This is a genomic window from Burkholderia sp. SIMBA_051 (genome assembly GCF_046534915.1).
GTDB lineage: Bacteria > Pseudomonadota > Gammaproteobacteria > Burkholderiales > Burkholderiaceae > Burkholderia > Burkholderia ambifaria.
This window is the reverse complement of the sequence record NZ_JAWRXS010000007.1, coordinates 401,031-420,499: the sequence shown is the minus strand read 5'-3', so window position 1 is coordinate 420,499 and position 19,469 is coordinate 401,031. Positions and strand designations below refer to the sequence as shown.

Sequence of the window (19,469 nt, the reverse complement as noted above, 5' to 3'; positions counted from 1 at the left end):
TTTCGTGAGCGAACCCTTTTATCGCTCAGGAAAAGATGGTACAAACCGTTCTAAATTGATGGTGAGAATTTATGCTCAACTGGGATGACGAGAAGACTGCCGTAACCCCCGCGAGCGGAGCGCAGCAGAACGCGTTGCGCACCTCCGCTGGGATGGCTGTCGGACTGCAGGCGACAGCGCCTGCCGCCCATCAGGCCCGCGACATTTTCGAAGGCGATCTCGCGGTGCCGCCGCAAGCATCGGCTGTTCCCGCTGCGGGTTCGGAAGCGCGGGTCAACGTTGCGGACAAGCGCATCATCAACGGCCAGACTGACGTCAATCAGCTGGTGCCGTTCAAGTACAAGTGGGCGTGGGAAAAGTATCTGGCCGGTTGCGCGAACCACTGGATGCCGCAGGAAATCAACATGTCCCGCGACATCGCACTGTGGAAGGACCCGAACGGTCTGACCGAGGACGAGCGCCGCATCGTCAAGCGCAACCTCGGCTTCTTCGTGACGGCCGATTCGCTCGCCGCGAACAACATCGTGCTCGGCACGTACCGCCACATCACGGCGCCCGAGTGCCGGCAGTTCCTGCTGCGCCAGGCGTTCGAAGAGGCGATCCACACGCACGCGTATCAATACATTGTCGAATCGCTCGGTCTCGACGAAGGCGAGATCTTCAACGCGTACCACGAGGTCACGTCGATCCGCGCGAAGGACGAATTCCTGATCCCGTTCATCCACACGCTGACGGATCCGGCCTTCAAGACCGGCACGCTCGAAGCGGACCAGAAGCTGCTGAAGTCGCTGATCGTGTTCGCCTGCATCATGGAAGGCCTGTTCTTCTATGTCGGCTTCACGCAGATCCTCGCGCTCGGCCGCCAGAACAAGATGACGGGTGCTGCAGAGCAATATCAGTACATCCTGCGCGACGAGTCGATGCACTGCAATTTCGGCATCGACCTGATCAATCAGATCAAGCTCGAGAACCCGCATCTCTGGACCGCGGAATTCCGCGCCGAGATCCGCGAGCTGTTCAAGCAGGCTGTCGAACTCGAATACCGCTACGCCGAGGACACGATGCCGCGCGGCGTGCTGGGTTTGAACGCGTCGATGTTCAAGAGCTATCTGCGCTTCATCAGCAACCGCCGTTGCCAGCAGATCGGCCTCGACCCGCTGTATCCGAACGAGGAAAACCCGTTCCCGTGGATGAGCGAGATGATCGACCTGAAGAAGGAACGCAACTTCTTCGAGACGCGTGTGATCGAGTATCAGACGGGCGGCGCGCTGTCCTGGGAATAACCCGCAGCAGCGAACCCGTCACATGATGTGAGCAGCCGGCGGCCTCTCGGCCCCGGCCCAAGGTTTAGGAGCAAGAACGCCTGATGCAAAGCATGCCCGGTGCCTTAACGGCCCAACGACATGATCGGCACTTTGCGAACCCTTCAGTGGGATGGGCAAACTTCCCTCCGGAAAAAGCGGACGGCCGTGTGGCGGTCCGCTTTATCAAGCGATTAGGGGTAGCGGCGCGAGGTGCGCCGGCTACCGACTTGATTTGGCGCGCGAGGCCATGGGGTCACGCGCGCCATACCGTATTCATTAGCGTAAGCGCGCGGTATCCGCGTACGCCGATGAATAGCCCGCTTCGAAGCGCACGTGCTGAACAGCGTCCGCGGGAAGCGGGTTTTGACGAAGGGTGTAGTTTGAACTGACTCTCATCTGAACCTGAAGGAGAACAACATGGCTACTGCCAAGAAAAAACCGGCTGCGAAGAAGGTTGCCGCCAAGAAGACCGTTGCGAAGAAGGCTGCTCCGGCCAAGAAGGCTGCCGCGGTGAAGAAGGTTGCTGCCAAGAAGGTCGCGGTGAAGAAGGTTGCCGCGAAGAAGGCAGCACCGGCGAAGAAGGCCGCTGCGAAGAAGGTTGCAGCCAAGAAGGTCGCAACGAAGAAGGTTGCAGCCAAGAAGGTCGCTGCGAAGAAAGTCGCGGTGAAGAAGGTTGCCGCGAAGAAGGCAGCACCGGCGAAGAAGGCCGCTGCGAAGAAGGTTGCAGCCAAGAAAGTCGCAGTGAAGAAGGTTGCTGCGAAGAAGGCAGCACCGGCGAAGAAGGCTGCTGCGAAGAAGGCCGCGCCGGCGAAGAAGGCTGCCGCCAAAAAGGCTGCGCCTGCGAAGAAGGCCGCTGCGAAGAAGGCTGCGCCTGCCAAGAAGGCTGCCCCTGCGAAGAAGGCTGCCGCACCGAAGGCTGCTGCCCCGGCGAAGAAGGCTGCTGCTCCGAAGAAGGCCGTCGTGAAGAAGGCTGCACCGGCAACCACCGCGTCGACCGCATCGGTTGCGCCGGCATCGGGCGTGAAGACCGCGCTCAACCCGGCAGCGGCATGGCCGTTCCCGACCGGCAGCCGTCCGTAATCGCGGCTGGCCAGTACCACCCGGACACTCATGCGGTGTCCGTGGGTTGAGTAGCGCTACTCAATCGATCCCGCCATCTGGCTCAGGTGGCGGGATTTTTTTCGTCCGTATTCATCGAAGCGCCGACCAGCGGCCGGCGGCCGGCAGCGAATAGCGGACGAAAAAAAAACGCATGTGCAGCTTCGCACATGCGTTCGACCGCGGCTTGCGCCGCGTGCTGAGGATGCTCGTTAGTGCGTGACGCGCGTGACGCCGCCGCTCGACAGCAGTCGCACACGCTCGCCGGCGCGGAACATTTCGCCGCTTGCCGCCTGCGTGATCGAGCGCAGGTCGCCGTTATCGAGGCGCACGGTGATTTCGACACCGTTCGCCGTGCCGAGGTTTTCGCCGACCGCGTTGCCCGCGACCGCGCCGACGAGGCCGCCCGCAATGGCCGTCAGGATCGACCCCTTGCCGCCGCCGATCGCGCTGCCCGCGACCGCGCCGAGTGCGCCGCCGCCGAGCGTGCCGATCGCGCTGCCGCCGCCGTCGGACTGGATGCGCACCGCACGGACGCTTTCGACCGTGCCCATGCGGACGGTCTGCTCGCGCTGCGCCTGGCCGACGCTATAGACATCCGCCGAGCCCGGCGCCGTGAAGCAGCCGGCGAGCGTCAGCGTGGCGGTCAGCATGGCCGCGAGCGTGAGGGTTTTTTTGGTCAACATCTTTGCTCTCCCACAATATTCATTTGAGACTGTACCCGAAGGCAGCCTCGAAGCGCGCGTCGATTTCGGCGCGCGTCAGTGCGTAAGTCTGGGGCCCCTGGTGGGCAATCTTGATCGAGCCCATCAGGCTCGCGAGACGGCCCGTGGTTGCCCAGTCGAGGCCATTCTCGATGCCGTACAGCAGGCCGCCCCGGAAGGCGTCGCCGCAGCCGGTCGGATCCACGACACGTTCTGCTTGCACGACCGGAATCTGTTCTTCGCCGTTTTTGTGAAGAATGGTCGAGCCGTGCTCGCCGCGCGTGATGATCAGCGCCTGAACCCGGCTGGCGATGTCCTGTTCGGACCAGCCCGTCTTGTCGCTGACGAGCTTGCCCTCGTAGTCGTTGACCGCGACAAAGGTCGCGAGTTCAATGATGCGGCGCAGCGTCGCACCGTCGAACAGCGGCAGGCCCTGGCCCGGATCGAAGACGAACGGGACGCCGGCCTTCGCGAACTGCTCGGCGTGCTGGACCATCCCGTCGAAGCCGTCCGGCGCGACGATGCCGAGCTTCACGCCCGCCACTTCGTCCGCGCGGTTCAGGTGCGACACCATCATCGCGCCCGGGTGGAATGCGGTGATCTGGTTGTTGTCGAGATCGGTCGTGATCATTGCCTGCGCGGTGTGCGTTTCGGGCACCACGCGCACGCTGGCCTTCGACAGGCCGAGGCTGTCGAGACGCTCGAGATAGCGATCGGCGTCGTTCGCGCCGACCGTCGCCATGATGCGCGCGTCGCCGCCGAGCATGTGCAGCGCGTAAGCGATGTTCCCCGCGCAACCGCCGAATTCGCGACGCATCGTCGGCACGAGGAAGCTCACGTTCAGAAGGTGAACCTGGTCGGGCAGGATGTGCTCGCGAAACCGGCCTTCGAAGGTCATGATGTTGTCGTAGGCGAGCGAGCCGCAAATCAGCGTAGTCAAGGCGTGCGTTCCTGTAGAGAGCAAAGGGGAGCGGCCACCCGAGCGGCGCGCGCAGGCCGTCCGGCCTCGCGCGGCAGGGTCGGGTGGCAGCGGATTACTTCAGTGCGGCGAGCGCTGCGTCGTAGTTCGGCTCGTCCTTGATTTCGTCGACGAGCTGCGCGTGGATCACCTTGTCCTGCGCGTCGAGCACGACGACCGCGCGGGCCGTCAGGCCGTTCAGCGGGCCGCTCGTCACGTCGACGCCGTAGGCGTTTGCGAAGGCGCGGCCGCTGCGGAACGTCGAAGCCGTCACGACGTTCGCGAGGCCTTCGGTCGTGCAGAAGCGCGTGGCGGCGAACGGCAGGTCGCCCGACACGACGACCACGACCGTGTTGTCGAGCGACGACGCGGCTTCGTTGAACTTGCGGGTCGACGTCGCGCAGGTCGGCGTGTCGAGGCTCGGGACGATGTTCAGCACCTTGCGCTTGCCGGCGAAGCTGGCGAGCGACAGATCGGCGAGGTCCTTGCCGACCAGCTTGAAGTCGGGGGCTTGCGAGCCGACGGCCGGGAACGTGCCGGCGAGATCGATCGGGTTGCCACCCAGCGTAACTTTGCTCATGTTCGTGCTCCGAAATAGCGCGCCGCTGCGGCGCGCGGGTTGAGACGGCGCGCATGCGCGCGCCGCGGGGCGTCACGGATAGAAGATCTGGACGCGGAAATTCGAGGCGGGCGTGCCGTTCGTGTCGAGGCGGACGACCATCGTCTGCGTCGTGCCGGGCGGCAGCCCGGCGTCGATCGGCGTGCCCGGGCGCACGTAGTCGCGCGGTGCGAGCACGCGGCGCACGGTCACGTGATTCGTGTCGTCGAGCAGCGTCAGCTCGAGCGACGGATAGGCGAGCGCGACGCGGTAGCGGTTCGTCAGCGGCACCTTCAGCTCGAGCGTGCGCGGGCCGTCGATCTGGCGCAGGTCGGTCGCGTCGAGCCGCAGGCCGTCAATCGCGCGCGGCGGCGTGAGTCTGCAGCCGAGCGGCGCGCACGCCTGCCGGAACCAGCTCTGCGTGACCGGCCAGTAGATCATCACGGTTTCGCGCTGCCACCACGCGAGCTGCGCGACAAGCAGCACCGCGAGCGCCGCGGCGACGAGCCCGCCGAAAAAGCCGCCGAGCATCCCGCGTCGCGGCGGCGCGCCCGTCTCCCGCGTCTCGCGCGTCACGGCGAAATGCGGGCGGTCGTCATCGGTTAGCGCGGCGGGGAAGGGGACGGCCGGTTGGACGACCGGTTGGGCGGCCGGTTGGATGTCCGGTTCGGCGGCCGGTTCGCTGGCGGCCGCGGTCGGTGCGGTCGGTGCGGGCGCGCGTTCGTCGGCGTGGATGTCGGGTTCGGATGCGGGTGCCGATTCGAGTTCGGATACGGCTTGCGCCGGCCTGAACGCGAAGCGCGGTTCGCGCGGTGCGTGCTCGTCGTCCGGTACTGCGAAGCGCGCATTGCCCACCGGTTCGGCGGGCTCCGCTGCGGCTGGTTCGGCCGACGGCGTGTGCGCGACGAAGCGCGGTTCGCGCAAGTCGGGCTCGGCAGTGGGCGCGGCGAACGACGTGCCCGACGCGTCGGTTTCGTGCAGCGTCGCGTCCGGCTCGGCCGCTTGCGTGTGCGCGGCGTCCAGCTCGGCAGGGGCGGAGGCAATCGGTGCGGGCGTGCCGGAAAGGCGCACGACACCGGCTTCCGTGGCCGGCAGCGCGAGCGGCACCAGTGGCTCGGCGCGCACGGTCTGCACCGTGTGCTGCAACGATGGATCGACGCCGGCATCGAGCCACGGCGCCCACATGTCCCAGCCTTCGGGCTTGTAGTCGATACCGGACGCCGGCTCGACCGGGGCGTCGGTGGCGAAGAGCCGCGAGGGTGCGGCGTCGGGTGCGGCGTCGGGTGCGGCGTCGGGTTGCGGGGCGGCGGCGCCCGGCCCGGCCGGTGCCGCTTCGGTCAGCGCCGGGTCGGGCTGCCGCGCCGGATCGGGTACGAGCGACTGCGAGGCGTTGAAGACCTGCTGGCAGTGTCCGCAGCGCACGAGCCCGTCATGCAGCGAGAGCTGTTCCTGCTGCAGCCGGAAGACGGTTTCGCAATGAGGGCAGCGCGTCGCAAGAAGCATGTCGAGCCGGGCGGCCTGCTGGCCAGAGTGAAGGACAGCGCTATTCTAATGGCTTTCGCGCCGGGTTCCGGCGAGGCATACCCAACCTTCGTGTTCGCGCCAGACCGAGATGTCGACGTAGCGCGCATAGACGGCCGCGACTTCGTCCGCCTGGCGCGCGAGCACACCCGACAGCGCGATGCGCCCGCCCGGTTTCACCTTCGACGCGAGCATCGACGCCATCAGCTTCAGCGGGTTCGACAGGATGTTCGCGACGACGATGTCGAATTCGCCGGCCGGGCACGCGTCGGGCAGCCCGTACGTGACTTCCGCATGGTTGCGTTCGCTGTTCTGCCGCGCCGATTCGACCGCCTGCGGATCGATGTCGATGCCCACCACGGGGTTCGCCCCGCATTTGCGCGCGAGGATCGCGAGAATGCCCGAGCCGCAGCCGTAGTCGAGTACCGACTGGCCGGGCTTCACCGACTGTTCGAGCCATTCCATGCACAGACGGGTGGTGGGGTGGCTACCGGTGCCGAACGCGAGACCGGGGTCGAGTTCGAGGATCAACGCGTCGGGGTCGGGCGCGTCGTGCCACGACGGCACGACCCAGATGCGCTCGCCGATCGGAATCGGCTCGAATTGCGACTGCGTGAGCCGCACCCAGTCCTGTTCCTCGACTTCGCGCACGTCGAACTTCGGGGTTTCGGCGACGCCGATGTCGTTCACGGCCGCCGCGAGCAGCACGGCCGGCTCGTGATCGGGCGACAGCAGCGCGATCACGCGCGAGTGCTGCCACGCGGTGCGATCGGGAACCAGGCCGGGCTCGCCGAAGAGCGGCTGTTCGTCGGGCGTGTCGGCGTCGGCGTCTTCGACGGACACCGACAGCGCGCCGAGTTCGAGCAGCGCGTCGGACAGCGCCTCCGCATGCTCACGGGCCAGTTCGACGACGAGTTCGCGATAGCTCATGCTTACGCTTCTTCCGGTGCGACCTGCTGCTTCTGGGCGAGCCGGTGTTCGAGGTAGTGGATGCTGGTGCCGCCTTCGACGAACTTCGAGTCGATCATCAGCTCGCGGTGCAGCGGGATGTTCGTGTGGATGCCTTCGACGACCATTTCCGACAGCGCGATGCGCATCCGGCGGATCGCCTGGTCGCGTGTCGCGCCGTAGGTGATCAGCTTGCCGATCATCGAATCATAGTTCGGCGGCACGAAATAGCCATTGTATGCATGCGAGTCGACGCGCACGCCGGGGCCGCCCGGCGTATGCCACGACGTGATCCGGCCCGGCGACGGCGTGAACTTGAACGGATCTTCCGCGTTGATCCGGCATTCGATCGCATGTCCGCGGAACTGGATGTCGCGCTGGCGCAGCGCGATCTTCTCGCCGGCCGCGATGCGGATCTGTTCCTGCACGATGTCGACGCCGGTGATCATCTCGGACACCGGGTGCTCGACCTGCACGCGCGTGTTCATCTCGATGAAGTAGAACTCGTTGTTCTCGTACAGGAATTCGAACGTGCCCGCGCCGAGGTAGCCCATCTTCTTGCACGCGTCCGCGCAGCGGTCGCCGATGCGCTCGATCAGGCGGCGCGGAATGCCGGGCGCCGGCGCTTCCTCGATCACCTTCTGGTGACGGCGCTGCATCGAGCAGTCGCGCTCGCCGAGCCAGATCGCGTTCTTGTGCGCGTCGGACAGCACCTGGATTTCGATGTGGCGCGGGTTCTCGAGGAACTTCTCCATGTACACCTGCGGGTTGCCGAACGCACGGCCGGCTTCCTCGCGGGTCATGTTGACCGCGTTGACGAGCGCGGCCTCGGTGTGCACGACGCGCATGCCGCGCCCGCCGCCGCCGCCCGCTGCCTTGATGATGACCGGATAGCCGATCGTGCGCGCAATCTTGACGATCTCCTTCGGATCGTCCGGCAACGCGCCTTCCGAGCCCGGCACGCACGGCACGCCGGTCTTGATCATCGTCTGCTTCGCGGTGACCTTGTCACCCATCATGCGGATCGTTTCCGGGCGCGGCCCGATGAACGTGAAGCCCGACTGCTCGACGCGCTCCGCGAAATCGGCGTTCTCCGACAGGAAGCCGTAGCCGGGGTGAATCGCTTCGGCATCGGTGACTTCCGCGGCGCTGATCAGCGCGGGCATGTTCAGGTAGCTCAGGTTCGACGGGGCGGGACCGATACAGACGGCTTCGTCCGCGAGGCGCACGTACTTGGCTTCCTTGTCGGCTTCCGAGTAGACAACCACCGTCTTGACGCCGAGTTCGCGGCACGCGCGCTGGATGCGCAGCGCGATTTCACCGCGGTTGGCAATGAGGATTTTTTCAAACATAGCGAGTATTCGTCTCTTCGAGGGGCGCGCGAACGGCGCCTGGCGAGCATCGGCGGCGCGCGGCCGGCAGGGCCGCGCGGCGGAGTTAGCCGATCACGAAAAGCGGCTGGCCGTATTCGACGGCCTGGCCGTTCTCGACGAGGATTTCCTTGACCACGCCGGCCTTGTCCGACTCGATCTCGTTGAGCAGCTTCATCGCTTCGATGATGCAGATCGTCTGGCCTTCCTTGACCGTGTCGCCCACCTGGACGAACGGGTCGGCGCCCGGCGACGGCGCGCGATAGAACGTGCCGACCATCGGCGACGTCACGACGTGGCCCTGCGGGACGGCCGGTGCGGCTGCCGCGCCTGCGGCCGGCGCGGCGGCGCCGTCGGTCGGCAGCGCGGCCGACGGAGCGGGCGCGCTGACCTGCGGGGCAAACCCAGCCGTCTGCTGCACGTAGACCGGCGGCGCGTTCTTGACGATGCGCACCTTGCCTTCACCTTCCGTGACTTCCAGCTCGGAGATGCCGGATTCGGAAACGAGGTCGATCAGAGTTTTCAGCTTACGAAGATCCATCGGGAATTCCCCTTTCAATACGTGAAAGCGCCGGTTAGGGGCCGGCGCTGAATCTAGATCGCGAAATCAGCCGCGCGACGCGCCTTGCAGCTTGTCCAGCGCGTACTCGAGCGCGTACAGATAACCTTTCCAGCCGAGCCCGCAGATGACGCCTTCGGCCTGGTCGGAAAAGTAGGAGTGATGCCTGAACGCTTCGCGGCGGTGCACGTTCGACAGGTGAATCTCGACGAACGGGATGCCTACGCCGGCGATCGCATCCCGGATCGCGACGCTGGTGTGCGTATACGCGGCGGGATTGATCAGGATGAAATCGGTCTGTTCCTCCCGCGCGGCCTGGATGCGGTCGACGAGCGCGCCTTCATGGTTGCTCTGGAACGACGACAGCTCGGCGCCGGCTTCCTGCGCCCGCGCGGCAAGCGCCTGATCGATCTGCGCGAGCGTGACGCGGCCGTACACCTCCGGTTCCCGGGTGCCGAGAAGGTTCAGGTTGGGGCCGTGCAGCACCAGCAATCGTGTCATGGTCGCTTCTATTTCTGCGGAATTGCGCGAACTTTAGCGCTATTTAGAGAAATTTGTCTAGTTTTGCCGAACGGCCGAGCGCGCCGGACCTGCAAGAATTACCGGCAGGACCGCAAAGTATCAGCGAATTTCCGTGAAATTGCGGCGATCCACGCACAAATCGCCGCCAACGTGCGGGCGGCCGTTCAGGGCGATCACAGCGCGTCGAGCGTCTTTCTCAGCTCGGCCGGCTGGATTTGTCCTAATTTTGTCTCGCGAATCTTGCCGGTTTCGTCGATGACGACCGTAAACGGCAGCGCGCCGGCCGTATTTCCGAAATTTCGGGCCAGATCGGCGCCCGCATAACCGCTGACGAAAACCGGATAGTCGACCTTCACCTTCTGGAGAAAGTTCTTCACGTTCTGGTCGGAATCGACGCCGATCCCGATGAAGCGAATGCCTTTCTGCTTGTATTGATGCGACAGCGCGACGAGCTCCGGCATCTCCTCCACGCACGGGCCGCACCACGACGCCCAGAAATTGACCACGACCTTCTGGCCCTTGAAGGAGGCGAGCGATGCCGGCTTGCCGTCGACGCCGGTCAGCGACGCGGCCCACAACTGGTCGACCGGGTTGCCCTGCGCGGCGGGTGCCGCGACAGCGATACCGTCATCGGCGCTGCCGCCGCGGAACCAATGGCCGGCGGCGAGCCCGCCGGCGACGGCGGCGGCCGCGACCACCGCGAGCGCCAACATGCGTTTCGTCATCATCGTTGAATCATTCCGGTTCGGAAGGAGCGTTGCTGGCCTCGAGCAGCGCGCGCAATGCGGTGGCGTCCGCGCGCGCGACCCGGCCGCGCGCGTCGGCCTTGACCGCGCCGCGCAGGTCGTCGCTCGCGTAGAGCGCGACGTGAATGCCGATCGCGTCCACGTCGCGCCGCGGGCGCCACAGGAAGCTGAGCGTCTCGACGTCGGCGCGGCCGGCGAAATGTCGCGTCTCGGACACGTCGTACTGAACGTTCTGGTTCAGCAGGTAGATCGCGACGTCCTTCGGGTTGTCGGTGAATATCTGCAAATGGATGTCCGAATGCTCGTTCGCGGTGCCGTGCAGCACCGCGCCCGTCACATACGGATTGAACTCGGCGAGCCGACGCATCCAGTCGAGCGCGAGCTCGCGCAGGCGGCGCAGTTCGTCCGGCTGCGTGTCGCTCTGGAACAGCGCGAGGTACTCGCGCAGTTCTTCTTCGATCAGATCGTTATCCGGCAGCCATTCGCCGGCAACGCGCGCATCGCCGAATAGCTGGCGCGCGGCCTTGCGCTTCGCGCTGGCGTAATCGAGGCCGTCCTCCGCGATCAGGCGGGCGGCGGACTGGGCGATTTCCTCGCGGGCGCGCCGCGGGTCGACAAGAGGTTTGCGAGACATGATCCGGCAATCATACTCGATCGCCGTCGCGCCCGAACGCGGTGCCGGTGCGTGCCGGGCGGCGTCCGCGATCCTCGTTCGGGCCGCCGGGCACGGCGGGGCGTCAGTTACAATGGCGGTCTTTGTGTCGCGGCGAAAGTCGTTGGCCGGGCGGCCTGTCCGGCGTGCCGCAGACCTTCCTTTCCGAATCGACGGCGCCCGGCGGCGCGAAAGCATTCATCTATGCACATCCACATTCTTGGCATCTGCGGCACCTTCATGGGCGGTCTTGCCGTGCTCGCGCGCGAGGCGGGCCACACGGTGACGGGTTGCGACGCGGGCGTCTATCCGCCGATGAGCACGCAGCTCGAGGCGCAGGGCATCACGCTGATCGAGGGCTACGGCGCCGAGCAGATCGACCTGAAACCCGACCTGTTCGTGATCGGCAACGTCGTCACGCGCGGCAACCCGCTGATGGAGGCGATCCTCGATCGCGGCCTGCCTTACGTGTCCGGCCCGCAATGGCTCGGCGAGCACGTGCTGGCCGGCAAGTGGGTGCTGGCGGTCGCGGGCACGCACGGCAAGACGACCACGTCGTCGATGCTCGCGTGGCTGCTGGAAGATGCCGGCCTGAACCCGGGCTTCCTGATCGGCGGCGTGCCGCTGAACTTCGGCGTGTCGGCCCGGCTGACCGATTCGAGCTTCTTCGTGATCGAGGCCGACGAATACGATACGGCGTTCTTCGACAAGCGCTCGAAGTTCGTCCACTACCGGTCGCGCACCGCGGTGCTCAACAATCTCGAATTCGATCACGCGGACATCTTCCCGGATCTCGCCGCGATCGAAACGCAATTCCATCATCTCGTGCGTACCGTGCCGGGCGTCGGCCGGCTCGTGACCAACGGCCGTTCCGACGCGCTGGAGCGCGTGCTCGCGCGCGGCTGCTGGAGCGAGGTCGAGCGCTTTGGCGTCGACGGCGGCTGGCAGGCGCTGCCGGCCGAGGACGGCGTGCCGGTCGACGAACGGTTCGCGGTGTATTCGCAGTCGGAGCGCGTCGGTGAAGTCGCGTGGCAGGTGCAGGGCGACCACAACCGGATGAACGCGCTCGCGGCGATCGCGGCCGTGCGCCACGTCGGCGTGCCGCCCGCGCAGGCCGCCGAATCGCTCGCATCGTTCCGCAACGTGAAGCGGCGCATGGAAGTGCGCGGCAGCATCGACGGCGTGACCGTGTACGACGACTTCGCGCACCATCCGACCGCGATCGAAACCACGATCGCCGGCCTTCGTGCGCGCATCGGCCGTCAAAATTCCCGCATTCTCGCGGTGCTCGAGCCGCGCTCGAACACGATGAAGCTTGGCGTGATGAAGGCGCAACTGCCGGCCAGCCTCGCGGACGCCGATCTGGTGTTCGGCTATGGCGCGCCTGCCGGGCGCGACGTGCTCGGCTGGAACCTGGCCGACGCGCTCGCACCGCTCGGCGACAAGGCCCGTGCGTTCGACGATCTCCATCTGCTGGTGAAGTCGGTCGTCGAGGCCGCGCGTCCGGGCGACCACGTGCTGGTGATGAGCAACGGCGGCTTCGGCGGCGTGCACCAGAAGCTGCTCGACGCGCTCGGGAGCCGCGCGTGATCCTGTACCTGCACGGGTTCCGGTCGTCGCCGGAGTCGCAGAAGTCGCGGCTGCTCGCCGCGCGCATGGCGGAGCTCGGCCGCACGCACGAGTGGCGCTGCCCGTCGCTGTCGGTGTCGCCGCTCGATGCGATCGCCGTGGCGGAAGCCGAGGTGGCCGGGGCGCGCGACGTGACGGTGATCGGCAGCTCGCTCGGCGGCTACTACGCGACCTGGCTGGCGGAAAAGCACGGCTGGAAGGCGGTGCTGCTGAATCCGGCGATCGTGCCGCAACGCGATCTCGAACAGTATCTGGGCGAACAGCCGTTGTGGCACGGTGGCGGGTCGATCGTCGTCGAACGCCGTCACCTGCAGGAGCTCGATGCGCTGCGCGTGCCGGCGATTTCGCTTCCGGAGCGCTACTATCTGTTCGCGGCGACGGGCGACGAAGTGCTGGACTACCGCGAGATGCTCGCCCATTACCCGGGCGCGAAAACGCGCGTGATCGAAGGCAGCGATCACGGAATCAGCGAATTTGCCGACTATGTCGACGACGTTCTCGCTTTTTGCGACGACACGACGTCATGAGCCCGGCGTCATGCCGATCGAATTCCCATCATCATGCGGCGCCGCCAATGCGGCGCCCGGCAGTCTGAACGAGAGTACTGAGTGAACGTTTTCTTCGAGGAATCGGGCAGTTTCAAGGCGGGCAGCGTGCTGTCGCGCCAGGGCGACGCGTTTCAGGTCGAGTTGCCCGGCGGGCGGCGGGCGAAGGTGCGCGCGAAAGACGTGCTGATCGAATTCGAGAAGCCGGCCGCGAGCGAACTGATGCAGGAGGCCGACACGGCCGCGCAGCAGATCGACCTGGATTTCCTGTGGGAATGCGCGCCGGCGGAGGAATTCACCTACACGGCGCTTGCCGCGGAATACTTCGGCGCGACCTACGGCGCGGTCGAGCGCGCGGCGCTGGTGCTGCGGCTGCACGGCTCGCCCGTCTACTTCCGCCGCAAGGGGCGCGGCCAGTACCAGCGCGCGCCGGAAGATCAACTGAAGATGGCGCTTGCGTCGCTCGAGCGCAAGCGCCAGCAGGCGCTCGTCCAGGTCCAGTATGAAGAGGAGCTGAAGGCCGGCAAGCTGCCGGAGGCGTTCGCGGGCAAGGTGCTCGGGCTGCTGACGCGGCCGGACAAGAATTCGATCGAATACAAGGCGCTCGAGGCGGCGGCCGGCGCGCGCGGCGTGTCGCCGGCGCGGCTGATGCTCGACTGCGGCGGCGTCGCGTCGGCGCGTGCGCTGCACGAGGCGCGCTTCCTCGCGGAATTCTTCCCGCACGGCACGGGCTTTCCGCCCGTCACGGTCGGCCCGCTGCCGGACGACCTGCCGCGCGCCGACGTCGAGGCGTTCTCGATCGACGACGTCACGACGACCGAAATCGACGACGCGTTCTCGGTCGAGCACCTGGCCGACGGTCGCGTGCGGATCGGCGTGCACATCGCGGCGCCGGCGCTCGGCATCGTGCGCGGCGACGCGGTCGATGCGATCGCGCGTACGCGCCTGTCGACGGTCTACATGCCGGGCGACAAGATCACGATGCTGCCGGACGACGTCGTCGACGTGTTCACGCTGAAGGAGGGCGACTACCGCCCGGCGCTGTCGCTGTACATCATCGTCAACCGCGAGACGCAGGACATCGTCGCGAACGAGACGCGGGCCGAGCTCGTATTCGTGAAGAGCAACCTGCGCCACAACACGCTCGACGAGCTCGTCAACGAAGAGACGCTCGCGGCCGGCACCGGCGACTACCCGCACAAGGACGACATCGCCGTGCTGTGGCCGCTCGCGCAGGCGCTGTTCGAGAAGCGCCAGGTCGCGCGCGCGGGCTATGGCCTGAAGCGCGAGGTGCAGCGCAACACCGACTACAACTTCTACGTCGAAGGCGAGCACGTGACGATCACGCCGCGTCGCCGCGGGTCGCCGCTCGACCTGATCGTGTCGGAGCTCGCGATCCTCGCGAACTCGACGTGGGGTGCGTTCCTGCACGATCACACGGTGCCGGGCATCTACCGCTCGCAGCGCGGCTTCGGCGCGCCGGGCCCGAAGCGCACGCGGATGCAGACGACGGCCGCGCCGCACGAAGGCCTCGGCGTCGCGCAGTACGCATGGAGCACGTCGCCGCTGCGCCGCTACGTCGACCTCGTGAACCAGTGGCAGCTGCTCGCGTGCGTGCAGCACGGCGTCACCGCGAAGCTCGCCGCGCCGTTCAAGCCGAAGGACGCCGACCTGTACGCGGTCGTGCAGGGCTTCGACGACACCTATACCGCGTACGCCGACTACCAGCGCCGGATGGAATACTTCTGGTGCCTGCGCTGGCTCGCGCAGGAGCAGAAGAAGCAGGTCGTGGCGAGCGTCGTGAAGGGCGATCTCGTGCGTCTCGAGGAAATTCCGCTGCTGCTGCACGTGCCGGGGCTCGGCGTGCATGCGCGCGGCACGCGCGTGCTGCTCGACGTGATGTCGCTCGACGAGCTGACGATCGAGGCGTCGGTGCGGCTGCTGAACGTGCTCGACGCGCCGACCGTGACGAGCGGCGACGCGGCCGAGGACGAAGACGAAACCGAAGGCGGCGACGACACGCTGGTCGATGCGGAAGACGCGTCGGCGCAAACCGAGGCCGAAGCGCTGGCCGAATCGGACGGCGCGGCGGCCGAAGGCGGCGATGCCGCGACCGGCAACGGCCAGGCCAGCGAAGAGGGCCGCGCATCATGACCGCGATCGCGCCGACGAGCGGCCCCGACCGCTACGTGGTGTTCGGCAACCCGGTGGCGCACAGCAAGTCGCCGTTCATCCATGCGCAATTCGCCGCGCAGACGGGCGAGGCGATCACTTACGAGCACCGGCTCGCGCCGGTCGATGGCTTCGAGGCCGCCGTGCGCGCGTTCGTCGCCGAAGGCGGGCGCGGCGCGAACGTCACCGTGCCGTTCAAGCTCGACGCGCATGCGCTCGCCGACACGCTGTCGCCGCGCGCGGCGGCGGCCGGCGCGGTAAACACGCTGCGTTTCGACGCCGACGGCCGCATTTACGGCGACAACACCGACGGTGTCGGCCTCGTGCGCGACATCGAGTCGAATCTCGGCGTGTCGCTCGCCGGCGCGCGCATCCTGCTGCTCGGCGCGGGCGGCGCCGCCCGCGGCGTCGTGCTGCCGATGCTCGAGCGCGCACCGCTGTCGATCACGATCGTGAACCGCACCGCGAGCAAGGCCGAGACGCTCGTCGGCCAGTTCACGCAGGCCGCGCACGATGCGGGCTGCGTGCTGGCGGGCGGCGGCCCGAACACCGTCCGTGCCGAACCGTACGACGTGATCGTCAACGCGACGGCCGGCAGTCTCGATGCGGCGCTGCCGGAGTGCGACGCCGCCGCGTTCGGCGCGGGCACGCTGGCCTACGACATGATGTACGGCGCGCAGCCGACCGTGTTCATGCAGCATGCGGCGTCGCTCGGCGCGCGCACGGCCGACGGTCTCGGCATGCTGGTCGAGCAGGCGGCCGAATCGTTCTTCATCTGGCGCGGCGTGCGGCCGGACGGCGCACCCGTGCTGGCCGCGCTGCGCCAGGCGCTCGCGGCGGCCTGAGCGGAGCGCGGCAGGTGGCGGCGGTAGGCGGCATGCGGCGCACGCGCACGGTCAGCCCGACCCGCTGGATCGTCTATGCGGGTTCGGTGTTCGCGGGCGCGTGGCTCGCGACGCAGCTGTTCTATCTCGTGCAGATCGCGCTGTGGTCGTTCATCAATCCCGGTTCGACCGCGTTCATGCGTACCGACGCATGGTGGCTGTCGCGCGACAAGCCGCCCGCGCAGGTCCAGCACCAGTGGGTGCCGTACGACCAGATCTCGCGCAACCTGAAGCGCGCGCTGATCGCGTCGGAGGATTCGACCTTCGCGACCAACAACGGCTACGACGTCGACGCGATCCTGCAGGCGTGGGAGAAGAACAAGGCGCGCGGCCGGATCGTCGCGGGCGGCTCGACGATCACGCAGCAGCTCGCGCGCAACCTGTTCCTGTCGCGCGAGAAAAGCTACATCCGCAAGGGGCAGGAGCTGATCATCACGTGGATGCTCGAGACGGTGCTCGACAAGGAGCGGATCTTCGAGATCTACCTGAATTCGGTCGAATGGGGCCGCGGCGTGTACGGCGCCGAGGCCGCCGCACGCTATTACTACAGGATTCCCGCGAGCCGGCTCGGCGCGTGGCAATCGGCGCGCCTCGCGGTGATGCTGCCGAAGCCGCGCTGGTTCGACGCGCACCGCGGCTCGGCCTACCAGGCGCAGCGCGCGGCCGTCATTGCCCGCCGGATGGGCGCGGCCGAGCTTCCGCAATCGCAGTGAGGCAGTGAGCGGCGCGCTCGCGCCGTTGCGTTGTCCATTCCGTCGCCAGCGCGCGATTGGTGCGCTGCAGCGCATGCGTATCGCCCGCATTTCGGGTCGCATTGTTTAGACGAAATCATCTATTTCGCTTTACTGAGCAATCCCCGCAGCCGCGCGGTTTTGTTTGCCGATATGGCACGAAATCCGCACGGTTTCTCCGTTTCAACGGTCACGCGCCACGCGCTGAAAGCCGGCTGAAAAACGATGGTGTGCGAATCGAAGCATTCCTGAAAGGTGTGCGCCGCACCGACCTTCGCTCGAATATTTCCAAATTTTTCAAAGCCGACCCGCTCGCGTATATTGGCCAGCGCCTCGGCTTATCGGCCGCAATCGAGGCGGGGGGCGGCGTACCCGGCTGCTCGACACAAAAAACATTCGAGAGAAGGAAAGCAACGATGCCAGCGAGCAAAGCGAAGCTGTTGTTGGGAGTTGTGTTCTCTTCGCTGATTCTGACGGCCTGTAACGACGACGTGACGTCGTCCGCCGCAACAGGTGCCGCCAACTCAGCCGATCCCGCCGCTCAGGTGGACAGGCCGTACAACGATCCCAACAGTTATTCGTCGAGCGCGACCGCGTCGCTCGACGCGTCCGCCGCGGTCGAGAAGGCCGCCGTCACCCATCACCAGATCACGCTGAACGGCCAGACGATCCGCTACACGGCCACCGCCGGCCACCTCGTCGCGCACAATCCGCAGACGGGCGCGCCCGAAGCATCGTTCTTCTACATCGCGTACACGGCCGACAACCAGCCTGCTGCGAAGCGCCCCGTCACGTTCCTGTACAACGGCGGCCCCGGTTCCGCATCGGTGTGGCTGCATCTCGGCTCGTTCGGTCCGAAACGGATCCAGACGGGCGACCCGAACGCGAACACGTCGACGTTCCCGTTCGTCGACAACGCGGAAAGCCTGCTCGATACGACCGACCTCGTCTTCGTCGATGCGATCGGCACCGGCTTCTCGGAAGCGATCGCGCCGAACACGAACCAGACGTTCTGGGGTGTCGACCAGGACGGCGGCGCGTTTCGCGATTTCGTGATGCGCTACCTCGCCGTGAACCAGCGCAACGATTCGCCGAAATACCTGTTCGGCGAATCGTATGGCACGCCGCGCACCGACGTGCTCGCGAACCTGCTCGAAACCGCCGGCGTGAAGCTCGCCGGCATCGTGCTGCAGTCGTCGATCCTGAACTACAACGCGAACTGCGACATGGCGAGCGACTACATCGGCAACTCGAACAATGGGTCGAGCCCGGTGAGCTGCGCGGGGTTCGTGCCGTCGTACGGCACCGTCGGCGCGTATTACCAGCTCGACAATCCGAACCCGTCGAGCCTGCCGCAGTATGCGGACCAGATGCGGCTGCTGACGGCCGGCAGCTACGCGCCCGCCGTGAACGCGTATCTCGCGAGCCACACGCCGCCTCCGCCGACGCTCGTCACGACGATGGTGAATTCGACCGGCGTGAAGCAGGCGCTGTGGAATGCGGACTTCAACGTGGTCCCGACGTTCTTCGACAACAGCTTCCAGGTGGCGCTGATCCCGGGCACGCTGATCGGCCGCTATGACGCACGCGTGAACGTGCCGTCGTCGAGCCCGCTCGCGGCCGACGGCGACCCGTCGAGCACGTTCATCACGAAGCCGTTCACCGACACGATCGGCAGCTACCTGCCGAACGTGCTGAAGTACAGCGCGCAGTCCGCGTATTCGCTCAGCAGCAACGCGATCAATACGTGGGACTGGTCGCACGACGGCCTCGCGATGCCCGACACGATCCCCGATCTCGCCGCGGCGCTGACGCTCAATCCGTCGCTGAAGGTGCTGTCGCTGAACGGGTATCACGACATCGCGACGCCGTTCTACCAGACCGAGCTGGACCTCGCGCGGCTCGGGTCGCAACCGAACCTGACGATCAAGGACTATCAGGGTGGACACATGGTCTATCTCGACGATACGTCGCGTCCGCAGGAGAAGGCCGACCTCGTGACCTTCTACAACGCGGCCGCGCATTGATGCGATGGGCGGGCCTGGCGACGCGCGCGTGGCCGCGCCGTTCGCCGGCCGTCGACGACCTCATTCCAGACTGGAGCCTGACATGAAGAAACGTTTCATCGTCGTTGCCGCGGCGCTTGCATGCGCCGGCGCTGCAACATCCGCATCCGTGTCCGCGTTCGCGCAGGCGAGCGACGCCGCGACCCCGGCGCGTGCGCGCCAGGCGCAGCTCGGCGATCCGTACGTGCCGCCGGCCGCGCGCAAGCCGACCGCCGGCACGCAGACGACGGGCGCCGCGCTGCACGCGCAGGTGGTGCGCAAGCTCGCGCAGCAGTTCGGCGCGGCCGATACGCAGAACACCGGTTCGATCACCGAAGCGCAGGCGCGCGCGGCGGGCCTCGGCTATGTGGCAAACCACTTCCGGCAGATCGACGCGAGCGGCAGCGGCCGCGTGTCGTTCTCCGACGTGCAGCGCTACATGCAGGCGCGCAGCACGACCCAGCAGTAGGCGCGGCGCGCATG

Annotated in this window: 20 protein-coding genes; 10 read left to right on the top strand and 10 right to left on the bottom strand. The window is 66.7% G+C overall.

All coding sequences use genetic code 11. The features are described from left to right. Positions 1–71 precede the first annotated feature (71 nt). The 3 genes from SB771_RS20060 to SB771_RS20050 all read left to right on the top strand — a co-directional run bounded on the left by SB771_RS20060 (position 72) and on the right by SB771_RS20050 (position 2,384). Positions 72–1,283: a ribonucleotide-diphosphate reductase subunit beta gene (locus SB771_RS20060; RefSeq protein ID WP_175661542.1), complete on the top strand. Its 1,212-nt coding sequence runs from the start codon at positions 72–74 to the stop codon at positions 1,281–1,283. An 83-nt stretch (positions 1,284–1,366) separates the two neighbouring features. Then, positions 1,367–1,693, top strand: a complete 327-nt coding sequence (locus SB771_RS20055; protein WP_165750844.1) for a hypothetical protein — start codon at positions 1,367–1,369, stop codon at positions 1,691–1,693. 28 nt (positions 1,694–1,721) lie between these two features. After that, complete coding sequence (locus SB771_RS20050; protein ID WP_006758914.1) at positions 1,722–2,384, top strand: histone H1-like DNA-binding protein; 663 nt, start codon at positions 1,722–1,724, stop codon at positions 2,382–2,384. A gap of 230 nt (positions 2,385–2,614) precedes the next feature. On the opposite strand, the gene SB771_RS20045 is transcribed toward SB771_RS20050, so the two are convergent. From SB771_RS20045 to SB771_RS20000, 10 genes are all read right to left on the bottom strand, one after another. Further along, positions 2,615–3,088 carry a glycine zipper 2TM domain-containing protein gene (locus SB771_RS20045; protein WP_006752247.1) on the bottom strand — a complete coding sequence of 158 codons (474 nt, stop codon included), beginning with the start codon at positions 3,086–3,088 and terminating at the stop codon, positions 2,615–2,617. Positions 3,089–3,107: 19 nt separating this feature from the next. Next, positions 3,108–4,046, bottom strand: a complete 939-nt coding sequence (locus tag SB771_RS20040) for a carbohydrate kinase family protein (protein WP_012363046.1) — start codon at positions 4,044–4,046, stop codon at positions 3,108–3,110. A 94-nt stretch (positions 4,047–4,140) separates the two neighbouring features. Continuing rightward, complete coding sequence (tpx, locus tag SB771_RS20035; protein WP_175661540.1) at positions 4,141–4,644, bottom strand: thiol peroxidase; 504 nt, start codon at positions 4,642–4,644, stop codon at positions 4,141–4,143. 72 nt (positions 4,645–4,716) lie between these two features. Further along, on the bottom strand, positions 4,717–6,165 hold the full coding sequence (locus tag SB771_RS20030; RefSeq protein WP_175705056.1) for a DUF3426 domain-containing protein: 1,449 nt from the start codon (positions 6,163–6,165) through the stop codon (positions 4,717–4,719). Positions 6,166–6,210: 45 nt separating this feature from the next. Further along, entirely contained in the window at positions 6,211–7,113 is a 903-nt protein-coding gene (prmA, locus tag SB771_RS20025) for a 50S ribosomal protein L11 methyltransferase (RefSeq protein WP_105834694.1), read from the bottom strand. 2 nt (positions 7,114–7,115) lie between these two features. After that, positions 7,116–8,483 carry an acetyl-CoA carboxylase biotin carboxylase subunit gene (accC, locus tag SB771_RS20020; RefSeq protein ID WP_006752252.1) on the bottom strand — a complete coding sequence of 456 codons (1,368 nt, stop codon included), beginning with the start codon at positions 8,481–8,483 and terminating at the stop codon, positions 7,116–7,118. Between the two features lie 85 nt (positions 8,484–8,568). Next, positions 8,569–9,042 (bottom strand): acetyl-CoA carboxylase biotin carboxyl carrier protein, encoded by a 474-nt coding sequence (gene accB, locus SB771_RS20015; RefSeq protein WP_011655921.1) that lies wholly within the window; start codon positions 9,040–9,042, stop codon positions 8,569–8,571. 66 nt (positions 9,043–9,108) lie between these two features. Next, positions 9,109–9,561 (bottom strand): type II 3-dehydroquinate dehydratase, encoded by a 453-nt coding sequence (gene aroQ / locus SB771_RS20010; protein WP_006756005.1) that lies wholly within the window; start codon positions 9,559–9,561, stop codon positions 9,109–9,111. A 194-nt stretch (positions 9,562–9,755) separates the two neighbouring features. Then, entirely contained in the window at positions 9,756–10,310 is a 555-nt protein-coding gene (locus SB771_RS20005; RefSeq protein WP_175661538.1) for a TlpA family protein disulfide reductase, read from the bottom strand. Positions 10,311–10,317: 7 nt separating this feature from the next. Continuing rightward, positions 10,318–10,962: a UDP-N-acetylmuramate--alanine ligase gene (locus SB771_RS20000; RefSeq protein WP_165750847.1), complete on the bottom strand. Its 645-nt coding sequence runs from the start codon at positions 10,960–10,962 to the stop codon at positions 10,318–10,320. A 222-nt stretch (positions 10,963–11,184) separates the two neighbouring features. Between SB771_RS20000 and mpl the strand changes: the two genes are divergently transcribed. The 7 genes from mpl (at position 11,185) to SB771_RS19965 (ending at position 19,455) form a co-directional block, all read left to right on the top strand. Next, entirely contained in the window at positions 11,185–12,570 is a 1,386-nt protein-coding gene (gene mpl, locus SB771_RS19995; RefSeq protein WP_175661537.1) for a UDP-N-acetylmuramate:L-alanyl-gamma-D-glutamyl-meso-diaminopimelate ligase, read from the top strand. Beyond that, complete coding sequence (locus SB771_RS19990; RefSeq protein WP_175661536.1) at positions 12,567–13,136, top strand: YqiA/YcfP family alpha/beta fold hydrolase; 570 nt, start codon at positions 12,567–12,569, stop codon at positions 13,134–13,136. The genes mpl and SB771_RS19990 overlap by 4 nt, the downstream gene beginning before the upstream one ends. 81 nt (positions 13,137–13,217) lie before the next feature. Then, the gene (locus SB771_RS19985) at positions 13,218–15,308 is read left to right on the top strand and encodes an RNB domain-containing ribonuclease (protein ID WP_175661535.1); all 2,091 of its coding nucleotides are present in this window, start codon (positions 13,218–13,220) and stop codon (positions 15,306–15,308) included. Then, positions 15,305–16,171, top strand: a complete 867-nt coding sequence (gene aroE, locus SB771_RS19980) for a shikimate dehydrogenase (RefSeq protein WP_175661534.1) — start codon at positions 15,305–15,307, stop codon at positions 16,169–16,171. Before SB771_RS19985 ends, aroE begins: the two co-directional genes overlap by 4 nt. A 14-nt stretch (positions 16,172–16,185) precedes the next feature. Then, positions 16,186–16,923 (top strand): monofunctional biosynthetic peptidoglycan transglycosylase, encoded by a 738-nt coding sequence (gene mtgA, locus SB771_RS19975; RefSeq protein WP_175661533.1) that lies wholly within the window; start codon positions 16,186–16,188, stop codon positions 16,921–16,923. Positions 16,924–17,357: 434 nt separating this feature from the next. Then, positions 17,358–18,968, top strand: coding sequence for a S10 family peptidase (locus SB771_RS19970; protein WP_175661532.1), 1,611 nt, complete (start codon positions 17,358–17,360; stop codon positions 18,966–18,968). Between the two features lie 82 nt (positions 18,969–19,050). After that, the gene (locus tag SB771_RS19965) at positions 19,051–19,455 is read left to right on the top strand and encodes an EF-hand domain-containing protein (protein WP_175661531.1); all 405 of its coding nucleotides are present in this window, start codon (positions 19,051–19,053) and stop codon (positions 19,453–19,455) included. Positions 19,456–19,469: the final 14 nt, after the last annotated feature.

Excerpts from the sequence above, each read along its gene's own strand:
- mpl (WP_175661537.1), top strand. The coding sequence starts at position 11,185 with ATGCACATCCACATTCTTGGCATCTGCGGCACCTTCATGGGCGGTCTT.
- SB771_RS20060 (WP_175661542.1), top strand. The coding sequence starts at position 72 with ATGCTCAACTGGGATGACGAGAAGACTGCCGTAACCCCCGCGAGCGGA.
- SB771_RS20050 (WP_006758914.1), top strand. The coding sequence starts at position 1,722 with ATGGCTACTGCCAAGAAAAAACCGGCTGCGAAGAAGGTTGCCGCCAAG.
- SB771_RS20030 (WP_175705056.1), bottom strand. The coding sequence starts at position 6,165 with ATGCTTCTTGCGACGCGCTGCCCTCATTGCGAAACCGTCTTCCGGCTG.
- accC (WP_006752252.1), bottom strand. The coding sequence starts at position 8,483 with ATGTTTGAAAAAATCCTCATTGCCAACCGCGGTGAAATCGCGCTGCGC.
- SB771_RS20045 (WP_006752247.1), bottom strand. The coding sequence starts at position 3,088 with ATGTTGACCAAAAAAACCCTCACGCTCGCGGCCATGCTGACCGCCACG.
- SB771_RS20000 (WP_165750847.1), bottom strand. The coding sequence starts at position 10,962 with ATGTCTCGCAAACCTCTTGTCGACCCGCGGCGCGCCCGCGAGGAAATC.
- aroQ (WP_006756005.1), bottom strand. The coding sequence starts at position 9,561 with ATGACACGATTGCTGGTGCTGCACGGCCCCAACCTGAACCTTCTCGGC.
- SB771_RS19970 (WP_175661532.1), top strand. The coding sequence starts at position 17,358 with ATGCCAGCGAGCAAAGCGAAGCTGTTGTTGGGAGTTGTGTTCTCTTCG.
- aroE (WP_175661534.1), top strand. The coding sequence starts at position 15,305 with ATGACCGCGATCGCGCCGACGAGCGGCCCCGACCGCTACGTGGTGTTC.
- SB771_RS20055 (WP_165750844.1), top strand. The coding sequence starts at position 1,367 with ATGCAAAGCATGCCCGGTGCCTTAACGGCCCAACGACATGATCGGCAC.
- accB (WP_011655921.1), bottom strand. The coding sequence starts at position 9,042 with ATGGATCTTCGTAAGCTGAAAACTCTGATCGACCTCGTTTCCGAATCC.
- tpx (WP_175661540.1), bottom strand. The coding sequence starts at position 4,644 with ATGAGCAAAGTTACGCTGGGTGGCAACCCGATCGATCTCGCCGGCACG.
- SB771_RS20005 (WP_175661538.1), bottom strand. The coding sequence starts at position 10,310 with ATGATGACGAAACGCATGTTGGCGCTCGCGGTGGTCGCGGCCGCCGCC.
- SB771_RS19965 (WP_175661531.1), top strand. The coding sequence starts at position 19,051 with ATGAAGAAACGTTTCATCGTCGTTGCCGCGGCGCTTGCATGCGCCGGC.
- prmA (WP_105834694.1), bottom strand. The coding sequence starts at position 7,113 with ATGAGCTATCGCGAACTCGTCGTCGAACTGGCCCGTGAGCATGCGGAG.